This is a genomic window from Streptomyces sp. NPDC052114, assembly GCF_040680155.1.
In the GTDB taxonomy this organism is placed as follows: domain Bacteria; phylum Actinomycetota; class Actinomycetes; order Streptomycetales; family Streptomycetaceae; genus Streptomyces.
On record NZ_JBFAWC010000004.1, the window covers coordinates 288,929 to 308,326 of the forward strand.

The 19,398-nt window shown below is 73.1% G+C and carries 12 protein-coding genes; 5 read left to right on the forward strand and 7 right to left on the reverse strand.

All coding sequences use genetic code 11. The features are described 5' to 3' along the window. Window positions 1-83 precede the first annotated feature (83 nt). Window positions 84-1,178, reverse strand: a complete 1,095-nt coding sequence (gene rsgA, locus AB0L89_RS11180) for a ribosome small subunit-dependent GTPase A (protein WP_365137904.1) — start codon at window positions 1,176-1,178, stop codon at window positions 84-86. A gap of 396 nt (window positions 1,179-1,574) precedes the next feature. Then, window positions 1,575-1,751: a hypothetical protein gene (locus tag AB0L89_RS11185; RefSeq protein WP_365137907.1), complete on the reverse strand. Its 177-nt coding sequence runs from the start codon at window positions 1,749-1,751 to the stop codon at window positions 1,575-1,577. A 197-nt stretch (window positions 1,752-1,948) separates the two neighbouring features. On the opposite strand from AB0L89_RS11185, the gene AB0L89_RS11190 reads away from it, so the two are divergent. Further along, window positions 1,949-5,338, forward strand: a complete 3,390-nt coding sequence (locus AB0L89_RS11190; RefSeq protein ID WP_365137910.1) for a Z1 domain-containing protein — start codon at window positions 1,949-1,951, stop codon at window positions 5,336-5,338. A gap of 196 nt (window positions 5,339-5,534) precedes the next feature. Beyond that, window positions 5,535-7,457 (forward strand): collagenase, encoded by a 1,923-nt coding sequence (locus AB0L89_RS11195; protein ID WP_365137913.1) that lies wholly within the window; start codon window positions 5,535-5,537, stop codon window positions 7,455-7,457. 17 nt (window positions 7,458-7,474) lie between these two features. Here AB0L89_RS11195 and AB0L89_RS11200 read toward each other — a convergent pair whose 3' ends face one another. From AB0L89_RS11200 to AB0L89_RS11220, 5 genes are read right to left on the reverse strand one after another with little or no spacing between them, the layout of a single operon-like run. Continuing rightward, window positions 7,475-9,682: a trehalase family glycosidase gene (locus AB0L89_RS11200; RefSeq protein WP_365137916.1), complete on the reverse strand. Its 2,208-nt coding sequence runs from the start codon at window positions 9,680-9,682 to the stop codon at window positions 7,475-7,477. Next, window positions 9,679-11,703: a beta-galactosidase gene (locus tag AB0L89_RS11205; RefSeq protein ID WP_365137919.1), complete on the reverse strand. Its 2,025-nt coding sequence runs from the start codon at window positions 11,701-11,703 to the stop codon at window positions 9,679-9,681. The genes AB0L89_RS11200 and AB0L89_RS11205 overlap by 4 nt, the downstream gene beginning before the upstream one ends. Next, complete coding sequence (locus tag AB0L89_RS11210; RefSeq protein ID WP_365137922.1) at window positions 11,700-12,593, reverse strand: carbohydrate ABC transporter permease; 894 nt, start codon at window positions 12,591-12,593, stop codon at window positions 11,700-11,702. Before AB0L89_RS11210 ends, AB0L89_RS11205 begins: the two co-directional genes overlap by 4 nt. Continuing rightward, the gene (locus AB0L89_RS11215; protein ID WP_365137925.1) at window positions 12,590-13,522 is read right to left on the reverse strand and encodes a sugar ABC transporter permease; all 933 of its coding nucleotides are present in this window, start codon (window positions 13,520-13,522) and stop codon (window positions 12,590-12,592) included. Before AB0L89_RS11215 ends, AB0L89_RS11210 begins: the two co-directional genes overlap by 4 nt. A 3-nt stretch (window positions 13,523-13,525) precedes the next feature. Then, entirely contained in the window at window positions 13,526-14,890 is a 1,365-nt protein-coding gene (locus AB0L89_RS11220; protein WP_365137928.1) for a sugar ABC transporter substrate-binding protein, read from the reverse strand. A 211-nt stretch (window positions 14,891-15,101) separates the two neighbouring features. Between AB0L89_RS11220 and gcvPA the strand changes: the two genes are divergently transcribed. The 3 genes from gcvPA to AB0L89_RS11235 are packed head-to-tail and all read left to right on the forward strand — an operon-like array spanning window position 15,102 to window position 19,389. After that, window positions 15,102-16,505 carry an aminomethyl-transferring glycine dehydrogenase subunit GcvPA gene (gcvPA, locus tag AB0L89_RS11225; protein WP_365137931.1) on the forward strand — a complete coding sequence of 468 codons (1,404 nt, stop codon included), beginning with the start codon at window positions 15,102-15,104 and terminating at the stop codon, window positions 16,503-16,505. Continuing rightward, a complete protein-coding gene (gene gcvPB / locus AB0L89_RS11230; RefSeq protein WP_365137934.1) occupies window positions 16,502-18,115 on the forward strand; it encodes an aminomethyl-transferring glycine dehydrogenase subunit GcvPB in 1,614 nt (537 codons plus the stop codon). The genes gcvPA and gcvPB overlap by 4 nt, the downstream gene beginning before the upstream one ends. Then, window positions 18,112-19,389, forward strand: coding sequence for an NAD(+)/NADH kinase (locus tag AB0L89_RS11235; RefSeq protein ID WP_365137937.1), 1,278 nt, complete (start codon window positions 18,112-18,114; stop codon window positions 19,387-19,389). The genes gcvPB and AB0L89_RS11235 overlap by 4 nt, the downstream gene beginning before the upstream one ends. Window positions 19,390-19,398: the final 9 nt, after the last annotated feature.

Genomic DNA, 19,398 nt, shown 5'->3' on the forward strand with positions numbered 1-19,398 from the left:
CGGGCCACGTCAAGGGAGCGGGGAACTGCGCGCGCCACCACAGCGCCGCTCACGCAGTTCCCCACACACCTCACTGCCCGGGATCAGCGCACGCGCCCCCGCTTGGCCTCCATCGCCGCGCGCCCCTCCGCGCCCTTCAGCCGCCACTCGCGCCGGATCTCCGCGCGGAGCCGGGCGTCCGTCTTGGCGACGATGCGCTGGTTCTCGCGGATCAGCTTGCGGTAGCTGTCGAGGCGGCGTTCGGGCAGCGTGCCGTCCTCGGCGGCGGCGAGCACCGCGCAGCCCGGCTCCGCCATGTGGGCGCAGTCGTGGAACCTGCATCCCTCGGCCAGCTCCTCGATCTCGGAGAAGACCTGGCCGACGCCGGTCTCGGCGTCCCACAGGCCGACGCCCCGCAGCCCGGGGGTGTCGATGAGGACCCCGCCGCCGGGCAGCAGCAGGAGGTTGCGGGTCGTCGTGGTGTGCCGGCCCTTGCCGTCGACGTCACGGATGGCCTGCACCTCCATGATGTCGGCGCCCGCGAGCGCGTTGGCCAGCGTCGACTTGCCCGCGCCGGACTGGCCGAGCAGCACCGACGTACCGCCGGAGACGACGGCGGCGAGGACGTCGACGCCCTCCCCGGCCGCCGCGCTGACCGCCAGGACCTGCACGCCGGGCGCCGCGGTCTCGACGTCCTCGACGAGGTGCGCGAGCGTGGCGGCGTCCGGCACGAGGTCGGCCTTGGTGAGCACGACCACCGGCTGCCCGCCCGACTCCCAGCCGAGCGCGAGGAACCGCTCGATCCGGCCGAGGTCGAGCTCCGCGGCGAGCGACACCGCGATGATCGAGTGGTCGACGTTGGCGGCGAGGATCTGCCCCTCGGACCGCTTGGACGAGGTGGAGCGCACGAACGACGACCGACGCGGCAGATACGCCTGTACGTAGCGGGGATCGCCGCCGTCCGGGTCGACGGCGGCCCAGTCACCGGTGCACAGGACCTTCAGCGGGTCGCGCGGGGTGACGAACTCGGTGTCGGCCCGCACCACGCCGTCGGCGGTGACGACGTCGCACTGGCCGCGGTCCACGCGGACGACCCGGCCGGGGACGAGGCCCCGCTCGGCGTAGGGCGCGAACTCCGCCGCCCAGCCCTCGTCCCAGCCATAGGGGGCCAGGGCGTGCGGGAGGGGCGAGGAGCCCATGCGGGAAGAGAACGGAAGAGACGAGAAAGACAAGGGGAACCCTTCGGAGGGTGGCCCCGGCGGCGCGCGCTCGGCGCGCGGAGAGTCAGGTGTGGGTCAGCCGGAGGCCACAGGGGTGGCAATGAATTCCTGAGTGCGGGCAGCGCCCTGCTCGACGGCAATCACCGAAGGCCACCTCCTGGATCTCTTGTCCGCGCACCGACCTTTGGGTGCACGTCTTCTCGTACGCGGCGTACGCGACGTATGCAACGCACACGACGCACGAGACGTACGCAACGAACGTGACCGCTCGTGTGCGTCCGTACTCGACGGCTTGCGCGGCCGAGCGTACGGGACGGGGGCGTCCCCGCACCAACCCTTTTTTCCGGCCCCCGTCCCACGCGCCCTGACCGGCGCTCAGCGCCCGCCCCACCACCACACGGCCCAGCCCGTCACCGTGGCGCCCAGGGCGGTCGCCGCGCCCCTCAGCACGTACCGCCCGAACAACAGCCAGGTGCGACGGGCCGGTCGGCGCAGCCGGCGGGCGGCCTCCCGCAGCAGCTCTCCCGCCGGCTTCCTCTCACGCTCTCCCATCGTTCGCTTCGCCTTCCTCACGTGCGCGGTGCGCATACCGGTGCGCGGCCACGGTCATGGCCGCGCACCGACCGTCCCGTGCGGGGCTCCGGTGCGCCCGTGGCAACGCGTTGCCGGCTTGCGGCGCAACAGCGGGGCCTGTTGCCGAATCCCCTGCAACAGGCACGCGGGGGCCGCGCAACCGATAGGACTGTCTGGTGCCGTCAGAACACTGGGCGGGCGGACACCTCAAGCCGTTGCGCCAGGATCTGCCCGCACTCGACCGGGACCTGGCCGTCGGCCTGCGCGCCGCGTTCGAGGTCACGGGGATGTCCCTCAGGGAGTACGCCAAGCGGCACCCCCTGCACCCCTCGACGGTCAGCCGCTATCTCAGCGGGGAGCAGTTCCCGCCCGAGTCCTTCCTCACCAAGGCCGTCGAGCTGGCAGGTGACCGCCTCGCCCCGCGGCAGGCCGCCGCCCTGCGGGACCTCCACGGCCGCAAGGCCCGGGAGACCGCGGACCGTTCGCAGGGCCGGGTCAGGACGCTGACGGCGCGGGTCCAGCGACAGGAGTCGGAGATCCGCGACCTGAGGCGCCGACTGGGCGCGTCCCGAGCGCCGTCGGCCGCTTCCTCCGTCGCCGGGGCCGCCCCCACGACCGCCGTCTCCCCCGACGACGCCGTGTTCACGATGCACGCCCTGGCCCTGGACGCCATGCGCGCCCCCGGCCCCAGGTCGCTGGTGCGGGCCCTCGACTACTGGTCCGAGGACCGTCCGTCCGCGCGGGGCGCCGCCGTTCGGGGCACGAGCGAGTCCGCCTTCCGCGGCCACCTGGGGGCGGGCGGCTCGGCGGCGCCGCTCCTCGCGTCGTGGCGGCAGGCGCTGACCTGGTGGGACCACGCCGAGCGGCCCCGCTGGACGGACACCCCGGCCCGTACCTTCGAGCGCCGCATCGCGGTGTACGACTGCCTCGACCTGGAGCCCGGGACGCGCAGGCTGCTCACGGAGCTCGTCCCGATGTCCTTCTCCGAGGGCCCGATCGTCATCGGCGGCGAGCAGGCCCCCTGGTACACGCCCGCGCACCGGCCCGGCCACCCCTGGTACTGGTCCGCCTACGAGGGCCACCTGACGCGGGTCAGGGGGTGGAGCACCGCCGCGGTGGCCGGGGTCGCCGAGAGCGCCGCCCAGGTGGTCGCGCGGCTCGCGGACCCGACCTCCGCCACCGCGTACCAGTCCAAGGGCCTGGTCGTCGGGTACGTCCAGTCGGGCAAGACCGCCAACATCATCGGCGTGATCGCCAAGGCCGTCGACGCCGGCTACCGGCTGGTCATCGTCCTCAGCGGCACCCTCAACCTCCTCCGCGCCCAGACGCAACGGCGCATCGACATGGAGCTGGTGGGGCGCGAGAACATCCTGCGCGACGCCCCGGAGGAGGACTGCGAGTACGCGGCGGACCCGGAGTGGCGCGCCGGAAGGTTCCTGTCCCACGGCGGGCTGCCCTCCCGCCTCGGCGCCTTCGACGTCCTCAGGCTCACGACCCTGGACAGCGACTACCAGTCCCTGCGCCAGGGGATCACGGCCCTGGAGTTCGAGAGGAGGGACCCCGCCCTGCCGCTCCACCACCCGTCGAACCTGCACCGCACGGCGGCCCGCCTGATGGTGGTCAAGAAGAACAAGTCCGTGCTCGACGCCCTGGTCCGCGACCTGCGCAGGCTCGGGCCGCAGCTGGCGGAGATCCCCGTGCTGATCGTGGACGACGAGTCGGACCACGGTTCGGTCAACACGCTGCCCGGCTGGACGCCGCGCGAGGGGCGCGAGCGCAGCGCCATCAACGGGCTCATCTCGCGGCTGCTCGGCATGCTGCCGCGTGCGCAGTACGTGGCGTACACGGCGACGCCGTTCGCGAACGTCCTCATCGACCCGTCCGACTCCGAGGACGTCTTCCCGAAGGACTTCGTCCTCTCGCTGCCGCGCCCGGCCGGGTACATGGGGGTGCGCGACTTCCACGACATCGACTCGGACGTGCCGCCCGAACAGCGGACGGTCGCCAACTCCCGGGAGATGGCCCACGTCCGTCCCCTGTGCGAGGAGGCCGACGACGGCTCCTCGCTGCGCGAGGCGCTGGACGCGTTCGTCCTCAGCGGCGCCCTCAAGCTCTACCGCGCGGCCGTCGATCCGGCCGGGGCCGCCTACCGCCACCACACCATGCTGGTCCACGAGTCCGTGCGGGTCGCCGACCACCGGGAGCTGCGGGAACGCCTGCTCGGGCTCTGGGCCGAGGCCGGGGCCGGGGCGCCCGGGGCCGCACACGTCGACCGTCTGCGCGCGCTCCACGAACGCGACTTCGCGCCGGTGTCCGCCCAGCACGCCGCGGGTCTCGCGGTCCCCTCCTCGTTCGACGAGCTGGTCCCGTACGTCGCTGCCGCGCGCGCCCGCATCGCCGGTGACGGCGAGCCGGTGATCGTCGTGAACAGCGACCGGGACGTCGAGACGGTCGGCGTGGACTTCGAGCGGCGTCCGGTGTGGAAGGTCCTCGTCGGGGGCGCCAAGCTCGCGCGCGGCTTCACCGTCGAGGGACTCACCGTCAGCTACTACCGCCGGGCCGCGTCGCAGGCGGACACGCTGATGCAGATGGGCCGCTGGTTCGGCTTCCGCCCGGGCTACGCCGATCTGGTGCGCCTCTACATCAGCCGGGGCCGCGGTGCCACGGGCAAGGAACCCGATCTCTACGAGGCCTTCGAGGCGATGTGCCGTGACGAGGAGGAGTTCCGGTCCCAACTCCGCGACTACGCCGCCCTGGTGGACGGCCGCCCGATGGTCACACCGGCCCAATTGCCGCCTCTGGTGGCCCAGTTCCTGCCCTGGCTCCGGCCGACCAGCCGCAGCAAGATGCACAACGCCGAGCTCGTGGAGACCGCGGCGCCGGATTCCTGGATCGAGCCGTCGGGGTACCCCGCGGAGGCCGCGGCCAAGCGCCGCAACACGGAGCGCTGGCGCCCGGTCCTCAAGACCCTGAAGGGTCCGGTTTCCACCGTCTCCGTGGCCGCCGAGGGACACCGGCGGGGCATCTCCTTCCCCGCGTACCGCACCGTCGTCCCGCACGCCCGGCTGCTCCAGGTGCTCGGCGAGCTGGAGTGGTGCGACCCGGGCACCTTCGCGCGGCACCTCGACCGTCTGCGGTACGCGGGCACGGCGGGGGCGGAGATCCGGGACTGGCTGTTCCTCGCCCCCCAGCTCACCTCGCCCCGGTCGCGGGCCGGGACGGTGCTCGAATCCGCGGAACTGTCCTTGTTCGTACGCGCCCGGCGCAGGTGGCCGCACTTCGGCCGCATCAGCGATCCGCGCCACCGCGACGCGGCCCGGTCGCTCCGCTCCGGCCCAGCGGACGGCCGGGGCATCGCCCTGCTCTACCCGGTCCTGGACCCCGAGGACGCCGACGCGTACACCGACATGCCGCCCGGCGTGCCCGTCCGCCCGTCCGGGATCACCCTGGCCTTCTGTCTGCTCCCGCCCGGCCGCTCGAAGCGATCCGTGGATCCGACGGCTCCTCTGGTGCGGTTCCGCGCCAAGGACTCCTCGCTGACCGGACACCCCGGCACCGACGGGTGAGGCACCGGACGCCCGGTGTCGCAGCGGCCAACTGCGGTGGCCTGCAAGGTTTCTGACGGGCCGACAACTCCCGCCCCCACAGCCCCTTTTCCAACGGCACAGCACCTTCTCAAACCTTCCACCATGTGCAATGGTACATGTCACATACCGGCCGTGCTCATGTCATGCGCGGCCGCCACCGGGCCAGGAGGCCACCTTGAATTCCAGACCCCCCACACTCGGCGCACGCGCGCGTTCGCTGATAACAGCCCTGGTCGTCTGCCTGGGGCTCGCCCTGCTGACGCCCCTGGGAGGACCGGCCGCCGCGGCCGACTCCGGCACCGACTCCGCGCCCCGCAAGGCGAATTCACGCCCCGCTCCGCAGCCGGCCACCCCCACTGCGGCCAACGCCGAGGCCGACCGGCAGGCCCGGCCCGACAAGGACGTGTCGGACCGGCCGCCGCTGCGGGCCGAGCCCGAGAGGAAGCGCGCGGCCAAGGGCGGCGCCGCGGAGTGCCGGGTCTCCGACTTCACCTCCAAGACCGGGGCCGCCCTGGTCGAGCAGATCAAGAAGTCGGAGACCACCTGCGTCAACACGCTGTTCTCCGTGACCGGCACGGACGCCAGGGACCTCTTCCGCGAGGAGCAGATGGTCACCGTGGCGAACGCGCTGCGCGACACCGCCGCCACCTACCCGGGTGACAACACCACCTCGGCGGAACAGGTCGTCCTCTACCTGCGCGCCGGGTACTACGTGCAGTGGGGCAACGAGGACCAGGTCGGCGAGTACGGCCCCGCGCTGAAGAGCGCGATCCAAGGCGGCCTCGACGCCTTCTACGCCTCGTCCCACGCCTTCGACGTCACCGACGCCAACGGCAACATCCTCAACGAGGCCGTCATCCTGATCGACAGCGCCCAGGAGAACGACCGCTACCTGAGCGTCACCAAGCGTCTGCTGACCGACTACGACGCCTCGTACGACGAGTTCTGGGGCATGGTCGCGGCCGTCAACAGCACCTTCACGGTCTACTTCCGCGGCCACCAGGTCCCGGCGTTCCTGACCGCGGTCAAGGCGGACCAGAGCAACCTCACGATCCTGCGCGACTTCGCCGTCAAGCACGACGACCTGCTCGGCACCGACCGGTCCTACCTCGTCTACAACGCCGGGCGCGAGCTCGGCCGCTTCCTCCAGCACGCGGACCTCAAGCCGGCGGTCGCCCCGCTGGCCAAGGAGCTCCTCGGCCGCAGCCAGATGACCGGCCGCACCGCCCGCCTCTGGGTCGGCGTGGCCGAGATGACGGACGCCTACGACAAGGCGAACTGCGCCGAGTACGGCACCTGCGACCTGGCGAACCGCGTGCGCGACGCCGTGCTCACCGTCAAGCACACGTGCAGCGACAGCCTGAAGATCGCCGCGCAGCAGATGACCGCCGAGGAACTGGCGTCCTCCTGCGACAGCCTGGCCAAGCAGGACGCCTTCTTCCACGGCGTGGCCAAGGACAACGGCCCCGTCAAGGACGACAAGAACACCCAGCTCGAAGTGGTCGCCTTCAACTCCAGCGACGACTACCAGACGTACGCCGGCGTGATCTTCGGCATCGACACCAACAACGGCGGCATGTACCTGGAGGGCAACCCCGCGCAGGAGGGCAACCTGCCGCGCTTCATCGCCTACGAGCAGCCCAAGCAGGACGGTTCCTTCCAGATCTGGAACCTGAACCACGAGTACACCCACTACCTCGACGGCCGCTTCAACATGTACGGCGACTTCGCGGAGAACATGAAGACGCCGACCGTGATGTGGGTGGAGGGCTTCGCCGAGTACATCTCCTACTCGTACCGGGGCGTCACGTACGACAACGCGATCTCCGAGGCGGGCAAGAAGACGTACAGGCTCAGCACGCTCTTCGACACCACCTACGAGAACACCAACACCACCCGCACCTACCCGTGGGGCTACCTGGCGGTGCGCTACCTCCTCCAGTCCCACCCGCAGGACGTGGCCACGCTGCTCGGCCACTACCGCGTCGGTGACTGGGACGCCGCCCGCACCTTCCTGACCAGCACCATCGGAAACCGCTACGACGCGGACTTCGACGCGTGGCTCGACAGGTGCGCCGCGGGGAACTGCGACGCGTAGGCCGGGCGGCGGCCGCCTCACGGCCGGCCGAGCAGCGGCAGCAGGAGCGCCGCCGACCAGCTGAAGTTCGGTGCGTTGAGAGGGGCTCCGGTCAGGGGGTTGTAGTTCTCCATGACCGGGGCCCTTCCCTTGAGGCCCGACGCGTGGGCGAGCAGCCGGTCGGTGAGGGCGTCCGCGTCGTGGTCGTAGCCGTAGCGGCGCAGCCCGCCGAGGGCGAAGTGGGCCTGGTCGAGCCAGACCGGGCCGCGCCAGTACCGCGTCGCAGCGAAGTACGGCGAGGACCTGGCGACGGTCGGGAACGGCACCGTCGTCGCGAACTCGGCCGGGTCGACGAGCTTCGCCCGTACCGCGCGCGCCTGTTCCCGGGACGCGGTGCCCGTCCACAGCGGCACCGCGCCCTCGATGCCGCGGCCCCGGGCCGTGAGCCGGGCGCCGGTGGCGAGGTCGGTGTCGTGGAACCAGCCGTCACCGGCGTCGTACATCGTCGCGCGGACGGCGGCATGGGTGGCGTCCGCCCTGCGCTGCCAGCGCGCGGCGTCGGCGTGCTTGCCGAGGGCCTTCGCGATGCGCGCCAAGTAGCCCTGGTCCTGGGCGAGATAGGCGTTGAGGTCGACGGACTCCTGGGTGAGGGAGTAGCCGAGCAGGGTGCCGTCGGCGGCGCGGTTGGCGACGACGGAGGTGCCGAGGTCCGCGTCGAAGCGGGGCGCGTTGTCCATGCCGCTCTCCCAGGCGGCGGCCAGGCGGCGCTCCTCGGCGGAGTCGTTGGCGGGGTCGACGGTGGCGCCGTACTCGGCGAGGCCGTCGCGGTCGTGGTCGCGGTTGCGGTACCACCAGGCCTGGTAGGCGGCGAGCTTCGGGTACATCTCGCGCAGGAAGTCCCGGTCGCCGCTCTGGCGGTACACCTCCCACACGGACCAACCGGCCAGCGGCGGCTTGGAGTTGCGCTCGTTCCAGTTGCCGCCGTCGCGGGCGGGGTCGTTGTAGAAGACGGCGTCGGGGATCATGCCCGCGTCCTGCGGGCGGGTCCGGGAGTCCGCGGTGATCTGCCAGTCGAACATGGCGCGGATCTGCGACTGCGCGAGCGCCGGGTCGAAGCGCGCGGTGCCCACGGCCTGCTTCCAGGTGTCCCAGGACCACAGCCCGCCGGTGAACCATTTGTACGAGATGGACGGCGTGATGCCGTCGTGCTTCAACTGCCCGGCGGCCGAACGCCAGTTGGTGACCAAGGTCGCCAGGGACTTCACGGCGGTGCGGCGGCGGTCGGCGGGCACGCCGCGCGTCACGCCGGCGACGTAGCCGCGCCAGCGGGCGTCGGCCTTCGTGGCGTACGCGTGCGGGCGGGCCAGGACGTCGCGGACCCGCCGGGTCTCGCGGGCGCGCTCGGCGGCGGTGAAGGTGTACGACTCGGTCCAGTCGAAGCGGTGCGTGGCGCCGGGCGCGAGGGAGACGGGCGCCGTGGTCGCGGTGCGGTAGGAGTCGCCGTCGACCGTGGTGCGGACGGGGTCGGCGTGGGTGACCTCGAAGTGCTCGGTGCCGTCCGTGAGGTAGTCCCAGGTCTCGCGGACCTTCGCGAAGTCGACACCGACACCTGTGGCGGTCGCGGCCAGTGAGGGCGCGTCCCGCATCGGCGCCTTCTCGGGCCGCAGCAGGCTGCCCGTCCAGTCGGCGCCCAGGGTGCGCCGGGTCCCGCCGGTGTTGCGGACCTCGGCGCGCACGAAGGCGCTGCGGTCGGTCGCGAACCGCAGCGTCAGCGTGAGGCGCAGGCCGCGGCCGAGGTCGTAGGACTGGACGAGCCGGCCGGGCAGGGAAGCCGTGCGGGGCGCGCCGCCCGCGGCGAGGTCGAGGGGGCGGCCGTGCTCGGTGAGCCGGATGCGGGTGAAGGACCCGCTCAGCCACCAGGGATATTCCTGGGCGATGTAGAGGGGGCCGCTGAATCCGCCGTACGCGGCGCGGTCGCCGGGCTCGGGCAGGGCGTACGCGTGCCAGGCGCCCCGGTCGGCGAAGACGTTGACGGGGTTGTTGCCGTCGGCGTCGCCGGGCAGGGCGGCGGTCGGTGTGCCGTGCAGGTCGAGGACGTCGGCGTACGCGGTGGAGGGGGTCGTGCGGTCGGGTCGCGCGGTGGCGCCCGCGGGTGGGGCCGCGAGGGCCGCGCTGCCCGCGAGCAGCAGGGCCGCGAGGAGCGCGGCGCGGGGTGACGTCGGCGCGGGGGTGCGGGGTCTGGTCACGAGGGGCTTTCTCCCTGGGGGTCGGGGGTGCGGACCACGGCCGCGCCCAGCGGCGCGAGCCGCACGGATCCGCGCACCGGGTCTCCGGTGAGCAGGTCCGTGCCGTCGGCCGTGACGTCGACGGGGCGGTCCGTGTGGTTGAGGAGGAACAGATAGGAGGCGTCGGGGCCGGTGCGGACGGTGGCCTCGACGCCGTCGGGGACCCGCGCGCACGGCGTGACGCCCGCCTCCGCGAGCGCCGGGCCGAGGACGTCCGCGAGGTGGCCGGGCAGATGGCAGCCGACGTACCGGGCGACGCCCGCGCCGTACGCGTGGCGGGTGACCGCGGGCCGCCCGGCGAGCGGGCCTTCGGCATACGTGTCGAGGGTCTCGGCGCCGTGCGGTTCGATCCACTCGGACCACACCTCGGCCCGGCCGCCGGAGGCGAGGGGCACCTCCTGGCCGTCGGGCACCGGCCAGAACTCGTCCACGGACAGGCCGAGCACGTCCCGCAGCGGGCCCGGCGCTCCCCCGTCGTGGATGTGGTCGTGCTCGTCGACGACACCGCTGAACGGCCCGACGACCAGGTGACCGCCGTCGCGCACGTACGCGGCGAGCCGCCGTGCGTCCTCGGTGCGCAGCAGGTGCAGGCAGGGCGCGAGGACGACGCGGCGGCCGGTCGGGTCGGCGTGGGGCGGCACGAAGTCGACGGTGATGCCGCGCGCGTGCAGCGCCGCGTACCAGGGGCGCAGCAGGTCGGGCCAGCGCATGCGGGCGGAGGGGTGGTCGTCGGACTCCAGGGCCCACCAGGACTCCCAGTCCAGGACGACGGCCACGGACGCGGTGACGCGGCTGCCCGCGACCTCGGCGATCCTGCCCAGTTCGGCGCCGAAGCGGACGGTCTCGCGCCAGCCGCGCGAGGCGGTGCCGCGGTGCGGGAGCAGGGCGCTGTGGTACTTCTCGGCGCCGGCCCGTGAGGCGCGCCACTGGAAGTACATGATCCCGTCGGCGCCCCGCGCCACTGCCTGGAGCGACCACAGACGCTGGAGGCCCGGCTTCTTGGGGACGTTGACGGGCCGCCAGCTGACCGCGGAGGGGGCCTGTTCCATCAGGAGCCAGGGTCTGCCCTGCTTGAGCGAGCGCATCAGGTCGTAGTTCAGGGAGGCGGTGACGTGGGCGCGCGGGTCGGCGGGGTCGGGGTAGGCGTCGTCGGAGACGAGGTCCTCGTGCTCGGCCCAGCGCCAGTAGTCGAGGTCCTTGAGCATCGACATGAAGTTGGTGGTGGCGGGGGTGCCGGGGCTCACCTCGGCGAGGACGTCGCGCTCGGCGCGGTGCAGGGCGAGCAGGGCGTCGGAGCAGAAGCGGCGCCAGTCGAGCAGCTGGGTCGGGTTGACGGGCCCCGGGGCGGTGCGCGGGGGTTCTATCTCGTCGTACGTGCCGTAGCGCTGGGACCAGAAGGCCGTCCCCCAGGCGTGGTTGAGGGCGTCGACGGTGCCGTACCGCTCGCGCAGCCAGGCGCGGAAGTGCGTCGCCGAGCGGGGACAGTAGCAGGCGGTGACGTGGTCGCCGTATTCGTTGTGGATGTGCCACAGGGCGAGCGCGGGGTGGTCCGTGTAGCGCTCGGCGAGTGCGCGGGTCAGGCGCAGGGCGGCCTGCCGGTAGTGCGGGGACGAGGGGCAGTAGTGCTGGCGCGAGCCGAATTCGAGGCGGACGCCGTCGGCGGTGACGGGCAGGATCTCGGGGTGGGCGCGCACCAGCCAGGCGGGCGGGGACGCGGTCGCGGTGGCGAGGTCGACGGCGATGCCGTGGGCGTGCAGCAGGTCCAGGAGCCGGTCGAGCCAGTCGAAGTCCCAGATCTCGGGGCCCGGTTGGAGCCGGGCCCAGGAGAAGACGCCGACGGTGACCATGGTGACCCCGGCCTCCCGCATCAGGGCGGCGTCCTCGGCCCAGGTCTCCTCGGGCCACTGCTCGGGGTTGTAGTCACCGCCGTACAACAGGCCGGGCACGCGCGTGAGTTCGAATGTTCCTTCACCGTCGCTCATTCTTTCACCGCCCCGCCGAGCAGGCCCGCCACGAACTGCCGCTGGAACAGCAGGAACAGCGCGAGCAGCGGGAGCGTCGCGAGCAGGGAGCCGAGCATCAGGCCGGAGTAGTCGACGCGGGAGAGTCCGGTGAGGGTGTTCAGGGCGACGGGCACGGTGTATTTGTCCTCGCTGTTGAGCATGAGCAGCGGCCAGATGAAGCTGTTCCAGGCCGCCATGAACGTGAAGATCACCAGCGCGCCGAGCTGCGGGCGCACGCACGGCAGCACGACGCGGTAGAAGATGCGCAGCTCGCCGCAGCCGTCGATGCGGGCCGACTCGATGAGCTCGTCGGGGAAGCCGACGAAGCCCTGGCGCATCAGGAGGATGCCGAAGGAGTTGGCCAGGAACGGCAGGATCACGGCCTGGTAGGAGTCGATCCAGCCGATGCTCGCCATCATCTGGAAGAGCGGGACGAGCAGCACCTGGAAGGGGATCATCATCGTCGCGAGCACGGCGGCGAGCACCAGGCCCCGGCCCCGGAAGCGGTGCTTGGCCAGGGCGTAGCCGCACATCGCGGAGACGAGGGAGCTGAGCGCGGTCTGCACGACGGCGATGCCGAAGCTGTTGAGCAGGACCCGGCCGAAGCCGATGGTGTCCTGGAGCCGGGCGAGGTTGTCCAGGAGCCGTCCGCCGGGCAGGAACGGCGGCGGCGAGCGGAACAGGTCGGCGGAGGAGTGGGTGGCGGCGACCGCCATCCACAGGAACGGCACGAGACCGGCGACGGCGCCCAGCGCGAGCACGGTGCGGGCGGCGAGCCGTCCGGCGCCGCGGACGACGGCGTTGCCCGGGGGCCGCGGGACGGCGGCCGGCCGCCCGGTGCCCGTGGTGGCGGCCGGGGTGCTGCTCATCGGCGGCGCTCCCTTCCGAAGGCGACGTACTGGAGCGCGGAGATCGCGGCGATGAGCGCGACGACCACCCAGGCGATGGCGGCGGCGTAGCCGAAGTCGAACTGCTGGAAGCCGACGCGGTAGAGGTGGACGACGGGGGTGAGGGTGGCGTCGTCGGGGCCGCCCCGGGTCAGGACGTAGTTCTCGTCGAAGAGCTGGAGGGTGCCGATGGTGGAGGTGACGACGCAGAACAGGACGACGGGCCGCAGCTGCGGCAGGATCACGCGCGTGTACGTGGTGAAGGTGGAGGCGCCGTCGAGGGCGGCGGCCTCGTACTGGTCCCTGCCGATGGCCTGGAGTCCGGCGAGCAGGATGACGGCGTTGTAGCCGGTCCAGCGCCAGGTGAGGGTCAGGATGAGGGAGACGCGCGCCCAGGTCGGGTCGTTGAGCCAGTCGATCGGGCTCATGCCGAGGGCGCCGAGGGCCTGGTTGACCAGGCCGTTGTCGGTCTTGAGCAGGACCTGGAAGACCACGGCGTACGCGACGAGCGTGGTGACCGCGGGCAGGAAGTGCACGGCACGCCAGGTGCCGCGGAAGCGCAGCCACGACTGGTTGAGGAGGGCGGCGAGGACCAGCGCGAGGGCGATCATCAGCGGGACCTGCACGAGCAGGACGAGTCCGGTGTTGAGCAGCGACTGGGCGAACGCCGGGTCGTGCAGGAGCCGACGGTACTGGTCGAGGCCGACCCAGCGCACGGATCCGGCGTCCTCGGTGGTGAACGACTGGAGCAGGCTCGCGCCGAGCGGATAGGCGAAGAAGAGGGCGAACAGGGCGGCGGCGGGGCCGGCGAACAGCCAGCCGGACAGCCGGGGGCGGCGGCGGGGGCGGGGTGCGGTGCCGGTCCCGCGGGCGGGCGTGACGGGGGTCTTCGCGGAGTCCAGGGCGACCACGGCTCACGCCACCCGCTTCCGGCCGGTCGCCTCGGCGAGCCGCTCGGCGGCCGAGGCTAGGGCGGCGCGCGGGTCCTCGCCGCGCAGCATCACGCCGTTGACGGCGGAGATGACGACGTCCTTCTGCTTGGCGTCGTCCTTGGTGTACTCGACGGGCGGGATGTGCCGCGCGAGGCGGGCGAACACGGCGTTGACGCGCCGGCCGCCGAAGTACTCCTGCCGCTCGTGCAGATACGGGTCGTCGAGCGCGGGCAGATAGGCGGGGAACAGCCCCTCGCGGCGGAGCATCGCGGCCTGGTTGCGCTTGCTGGTGAGCAGGAAGCGCATGAACTCCCAGGCGGCGTCCGGGTTCTCGGCCTGTGCCGGGATGCAGAGGGTGGAGCCGCCGATGTTCGAGGTGCGCACCCCGTCGGCCGTGAAGCCGGGCAGCGGCACCACGCCGAACCTGTCCCTCAGCTCCGGCATCTCACCGGTGAGGGTGCCCGTCCACCAGGCGGCGTTGGGGGCGGTGGCGACCTTGCCCTCCTTGGTTGCGGTGACCAGGCCGTCCCAGTTCTTCTCGTAGGCGACGAGTCCGGCGTCGGCCAGGCGCTTCAGCAGGGTCAGGGCCCGGACGGCGGCCGGGGTCTCCAGGGCGATGCGGCCGCCGAGGAAGGCCGACTGGCCCTGCTGCTGGAGCAGCATGGGGAAGATCCCGGCGCCGGTCGGGTCGTGGACGAGCAGCTTGCGCCCGGTGGCCTTCTTGATGCGGACGCCGGCGCGGACGTAATCGCCCCACGTGCGCAGGGAGCCGGCGTCCACTCCGGCGGCGCGCAGCTGGTCGGTGCGGTGGTACAGGGCGCAGGGACCGATGTCCCACGGCAGTCCGAAGACCTTCTCGCGGCCGGGGCCGCCGGTGACGGTGCGCCAGGCGGCGCGGTCGAAGTCGCCGCCGTAGCGGGCGCCGAGCGGGGACACGTCGTAGAACCCGGTGGGGAAGTTGGCGGTGTAGCGGGGCAGGTAGCTGCCCTCGACGGTGAGGACGTCGGGGAGTCCGGTGCCGCCGCGCAGGCCCACGGTGATCTTGTCGTAGGCGTTGTCGTAGCCGATGTCGACCACGTCGACGGTGACGCCCGGGTGGCGCCGCTCGAAGGGGCGCCGGAGCCGTTTCATCGCGGTGGCGGCCACGTCCCAGGACCAGACGGTGATCTTGCCGGTGAGCCGCGCGGCCCGTTTCCCGCCGGGGCCGTCCTCGTCGTCGCCGCCCAGTTCGCGCGGGGCGCCGCCGGCCCCGCCCGCGCCGCCCATGGCGCAGGAGCCGAGCAGCGCGGATGCCGAGGCGGCGAGTCCCGCGGCCACAACGCGCCGCCGGGGTGGTCTTGTTGACACTCTTGCCTCCTGAGGACTGAATGCCTAATTCTGTATTCAGAACACTGAATGACAGGACCCGCCGTCAAGAGCCCTGCGCACAAGTCGCTCGAACTCCTCGGCCCCGCGCCGCCTCCCCGCCGCCCCTCCCTCCCGCCTTCTGCCTTCAGCCCTCCTGCTTTCAGCCCCCTGCCGTCAGCTCCCCGCTTCCAGCGCACGCGAAAGGTGCGGCATGACCCACCCGTACATCCCGAACGCGGTGCCCGCCGTCCGACAGGCGATGCTCGACGAGATCGGCGCGTCGAGCGTCGAGGAGTTCTACGCCGACATCCCCGAGGCGATACGCCTCCACCGCCCCCTGGACCTGCCGGCCCCGCTCCGCTCGGAGGCCGAACTCGTCCGCCACATGGACGAGTTGCTCTCCCGCAACACCGGCACCCACCAGGCCCTGAGCTTCCTCGGCTCGGGCTGCTACCGGCACCACGTCCCCGCGGTGGTCGACGAGGTCGTGGACCGCTCCGAGTTCCTCACCGCGTACGCGGGCGAGCCGTACGAGGACCACGGGCGCTTCCAGGCCCTGTGGGAGTACCAGTCGATGATGGCCGAGCTGCTGGACGTGGACGTCGTCAACGTCCCCGTGTACGACGGGTTCCAGGCCGCCGGCACCGCGCTGCGCATGGCGGGCAGGATCACCGGCCGCCGCCGTCTCGTCGTGGCGACGGCGCTCGACGCGGACAAGCTCTCGCGGATACGGGACTACGTGCGCCCCGACCACGAGGTGACGGTCGTCCCCGTGGACCGGGAGACCGGCGGCGCGGACCTCGCCGCGGTGCGCGAGGCGCTGGCCGCGGGCGACGCGGCGGCCCTCTACGCCGAGTCCCCCTCGGCGCTCGGCCTCGTCGACGAGCACCTTCCCGGACTCGCCGAACTCGCCCACTCCGCAGGCGCGTTGTACGTGGTCGGCTGCAATCCGCTCACCCTCGGCGCGCTCGCTCCCCCGTCCGCGTACGGCGCGGACATCGCGTGCGGGGACATCCAGCCCCTCGGCATCCACCAGAGCTTCGGCGGCGGCAACGCCGGGTTCATCGCCACCCGCGACGAGCCGCACCTCGTCGCCGAGTTCCCGTCCCGGCTGTTCGGCCTGGTGCCGACCGAGGTCGAGGGCGAGTACGGATTCGGCGACGTCGCGTACGAGCGGACCTCCTTCGCGCGGCGCGAGGAGGGCAAGGAGTGGGTCGGCACCGCGGCCGCGCTGCACGGGATCGGCGCCGGGGTGTACCTGGCCCTCATGGGACCCCAGGGCATGCGCGAGATCGGGGAGACGATCCTCGCGCTCACCGCGTACGCCCGTCGGCGCCTCGCCCAGGTACCCGGCCTGGAGGTGCCGTTCGGCGACGGACTGCACTTCGCCGACTTCACCGTCCGCTATTCGGGCTCCCGCACGGCCGCCGAGGTCCGCGCCCGCCTCAAGGAGTACGGCATCTTCGGCGGCGTACCGACCGGCATCGGCCTGCCGGACGGCGCCCGCGCCGACGCGTCCGACGAGGCGCGCGAGGCCACCTTCTGCGTCACGGAAGTCCACACCAAGGCGGACATCGACCGGCTCGCCACGACCCTGGAGGAGATCGTCAAGTGACGGACCATCACGTGCACGCGCCCGGGTCGGTGACCGCCGAGGACGCGCGGATCGCACCGAAGCCGCCGCTGCGCCGGTTCCGGCAGGCCTCCTGGGACGAGAAGCTCGTCTTCGAACTGGGCGGTCCCGGCGAGCGGGGCGTCCTGGTGCCCGCCCCCGACCCGTCGATCGCGGCACCGGAGATCCCGGCGGCGCTGCGCCGCGCCACCCCGCCCGCACTGCCCGAGCTGTCCCAGCAGCAGGTCCTGCGGCACTACTTGAGGCTCTCGCAGGAGAACCTGGGCGCCGACCTGAACATCGACGTCGGGCAGGGCACCTGCACGATGAAGTACAGCCCGAAGGTCAACGACCGGTTCGTGCGCGACCCGCGCGTCGCCGACCTCCACCCGCTCCAGGACGCGGACACCGTCCAGGGCGTGCTGCGCGTCCTGCACGAGCTGGAACGCCTGCTCGCGGAGATCTCCGGCATGGACCGGGTCTCGCTCCAGCCCGCCGCGGGATCCGCCGCGATCTACACCAACGTCGCCATGATCCGCGCCTACTTCGCGGACCGCGGCGAGCTGGAGCAGCGCGACGAGATCATCACGACGCTCTTCTCGCACCCGTCGAACGCGGCCTGCGCCAAGACCGCGGGGTTCAAGGTGATCACGCTCCACCCGGACGCGGACGGCTGTCCCGACATCGGGGCCCTCAAGGCCGCGGTGGGACCGCGCACCGCCGCGCTGCTGATCACCAACCCGGAGGACACCGGCATCTACAACCCCCGCATCGAGGAGTTCGTGCGGATCGTGCACGCGGCGGGCGGCCTGTGCGCGTACGACCAGGCCAACGCGAACGGCATCCTCGGCATCACCCGCGCCCGGGACGCGGGCTTCGACCTGTGCCACTTCAATCTGCACAAGACGTTCTCGACGCCGCACGCGTGCGGGGGTCCGGCGGCGGGCGCCTGCGCGGTCACGGAGGAGCTCGCGCCGTACCTGCCGTATCCCACGGTCGAACCGGACGGCGAGCGGCTCTTCCTGGACCACGACCGGCCCCGCTCGGTCGGCAAGATGCGGCCGTTCCACGGGGTCGTCCCGAACCTGGTGCGCGCCTACGCCTGGATCCGGTCGCTCGGCGCGGAGGGCCTGCGGGCCGCGGCCGAGACGGCGGTCCTCAACAACAACTACCTGCTCCACAAGGTCCGCCGGATACCGGGGGTCTCCGTGCCCTACGCCGAGGGCAGGCCGCGCGTCGAACAGGTCCGGTACAGCTGGCAGAAGCTGTACGAGGACACCGGCGTGCACTCCGAGGACATCGGCCTGCGCGCCGCCGACTTCGGCACCCACTACTGGACCAGCCACCACCCGTACGTGGTGCCCGAGCCGATGACCCTGGAGCCGACCGAGTCCTACAGCCGGGCCGACCTCGACGAGTACGCGGCGATCCTCGCGGAGGTCGCGCGCGAGGCGTACGAGGACCCGGAGACGGTCCGCACGGCGCCGCACCGCTCCACCGTCCACCGGGTGCGCCCGGAGACGCTGGACGACCCGAAGACCTGGGCGGTGTCGTGGCGGGCCTACCGCCGGAAGATCCTCGGCGAGTCCACGGTCCCCGGCGGGGCCCCGTGACGCGGCCCCGCGTCGGCCTCGTGGTCAACCCGGTCGCCGGGCTCGGCGGCCGGGTCGGCCTCGGCGGCACGGACGGGCCCGAACGCGCGCTGCGGGCGCTTGAGTTGGGGGCGCGGCCACAGGCGGGCGCCCGCGCGGCGGAGGCGCTGCGTGCCCTGCGCACCGGTGCCGCCCCCGTGGTCGTGACCGCGCCGGGGCCGATGGGGGCGGACGCGGTACGGGCGGCGGGGCTCGCGGTGGAGGTCGTGGGGCCTCCGGTGGCGGGGGTCGCGGCGCGGCGGGCGGTGGAGCGGCCCGCGCCGGGGGGCGCGGCGACCGCCATCCGTACCACCGCCGCCACCGGCCAGGACGCGGCGACCGCCACCCGCGCCGGGCACGCGGCGGCCCCCGGCCCGGCCACCGCCGTCCCGACCACCCCCGCCGACACCACCACCGCCGTCCGCGCGCTCGTCGCCTCCGGGATCGACCTGCTCCTCTTCGCCGGCGGCGACGGCACCGCCCGCGACGTGCTCGGTGCCCTCGGCGGGGCCCGCTGTCCCGTGCTCGGCGTCCCGACCGGCGTCAAGATGCACTCGGCCGTCTTCGCGGTCGGGCCGCGCGCGGCGGGCGAGGTCGCGGCGGCCTGGCTGGACGGCAGGGGCGGCGTGCGGCTGCGGGACGCCGAGGTCATGGACCGCGACGAGTCCGCGCTGATCGCGGGACGCGTGGCCTCGCGGCTGTTCGGCTGGCTCTCCGTGCCCGACGTGCCCGCCCGGGTCCAGCAGCGCAAGACCGGCAGCACGGCCGCCACCGCCGAGGCCTCGGGCGGCATCGCGACGGAGCTCGCGGCCCGCGTCGGCGAGGGGCTGCTCGTGCTCGGCCCCGGGAGCACCACCCGCGCCGTGGCACGGGCGCTGGGCGCCGACGCCTCGCTCGCCGGGGTCGACGTGCTCGCCCTGCGCGAGGGGCGCGCCGAGGTCATGGCGCGCGAGGCCGCCGAGGCGGAGCTCCTTGCGCGGATCGGGCGCGGGCCCTGCTGGATCGCGCTCTCCCCCATCGGCGGGCAGGGCTTCCTGCTCGGCCGGGGCAACCAGCAGATCTCGCCGCGCGTGCTCCGCGCCGCCGGTGGCCGCGCGCGGCTGCTCGTGCTGTGCCCGGAGCACAAGCTGGCCGCGCTCGGCGGCCGTCCGCTGCTCCTGGACACCACGGACGCCGCCCTGGACGCCGAGTTGACCGGATACCTGCCCGTCCTCACCGGCCACCGGCGCGTCTCCCTCTATCCGGCGTCCGGCTGACCCCTGCCG

Bases quoted from the DNA above. Each gene is read 5' to 3' on its own strand.
- rsgA (WP_365137904.1), bottom strand. From the start codon at position 1,178: ATGGGCTCCTCGCCCCTCCCGCACGCCCTGGCCCCCTATGGCTGGGAC.
- AB0L89_RS11185 (WP_365137907.1), bottom strand. From the start codon at position 1,751: ATGGGAGAGCGTGAGAGGAAGCCGGCGGGAGAGCTGCTGCGGGAGGCC.
- AB0L89_RS11205 (WP_365137919.1), bottom strand. From the start codon at position 11,703: ATGAGCGACGGTGAAGGAACATTCGAACTCACGCGCGTGCCCGGCCTG.
- AB0L89_RS11210 (WP_365137922.1), bottom strand. From the start codon at position 12,593: ATGAGCAGCACCCCGGCCGCCACCACGGGCACCGGGCGGCCGGCCGCC.
- gcvPA (WP_365137931.1), top strand. From the start codon at position 15,102: ATGACCCACCCGTACATCCCGAACGCGGTGCCCGCCGTCCGACAGGCG.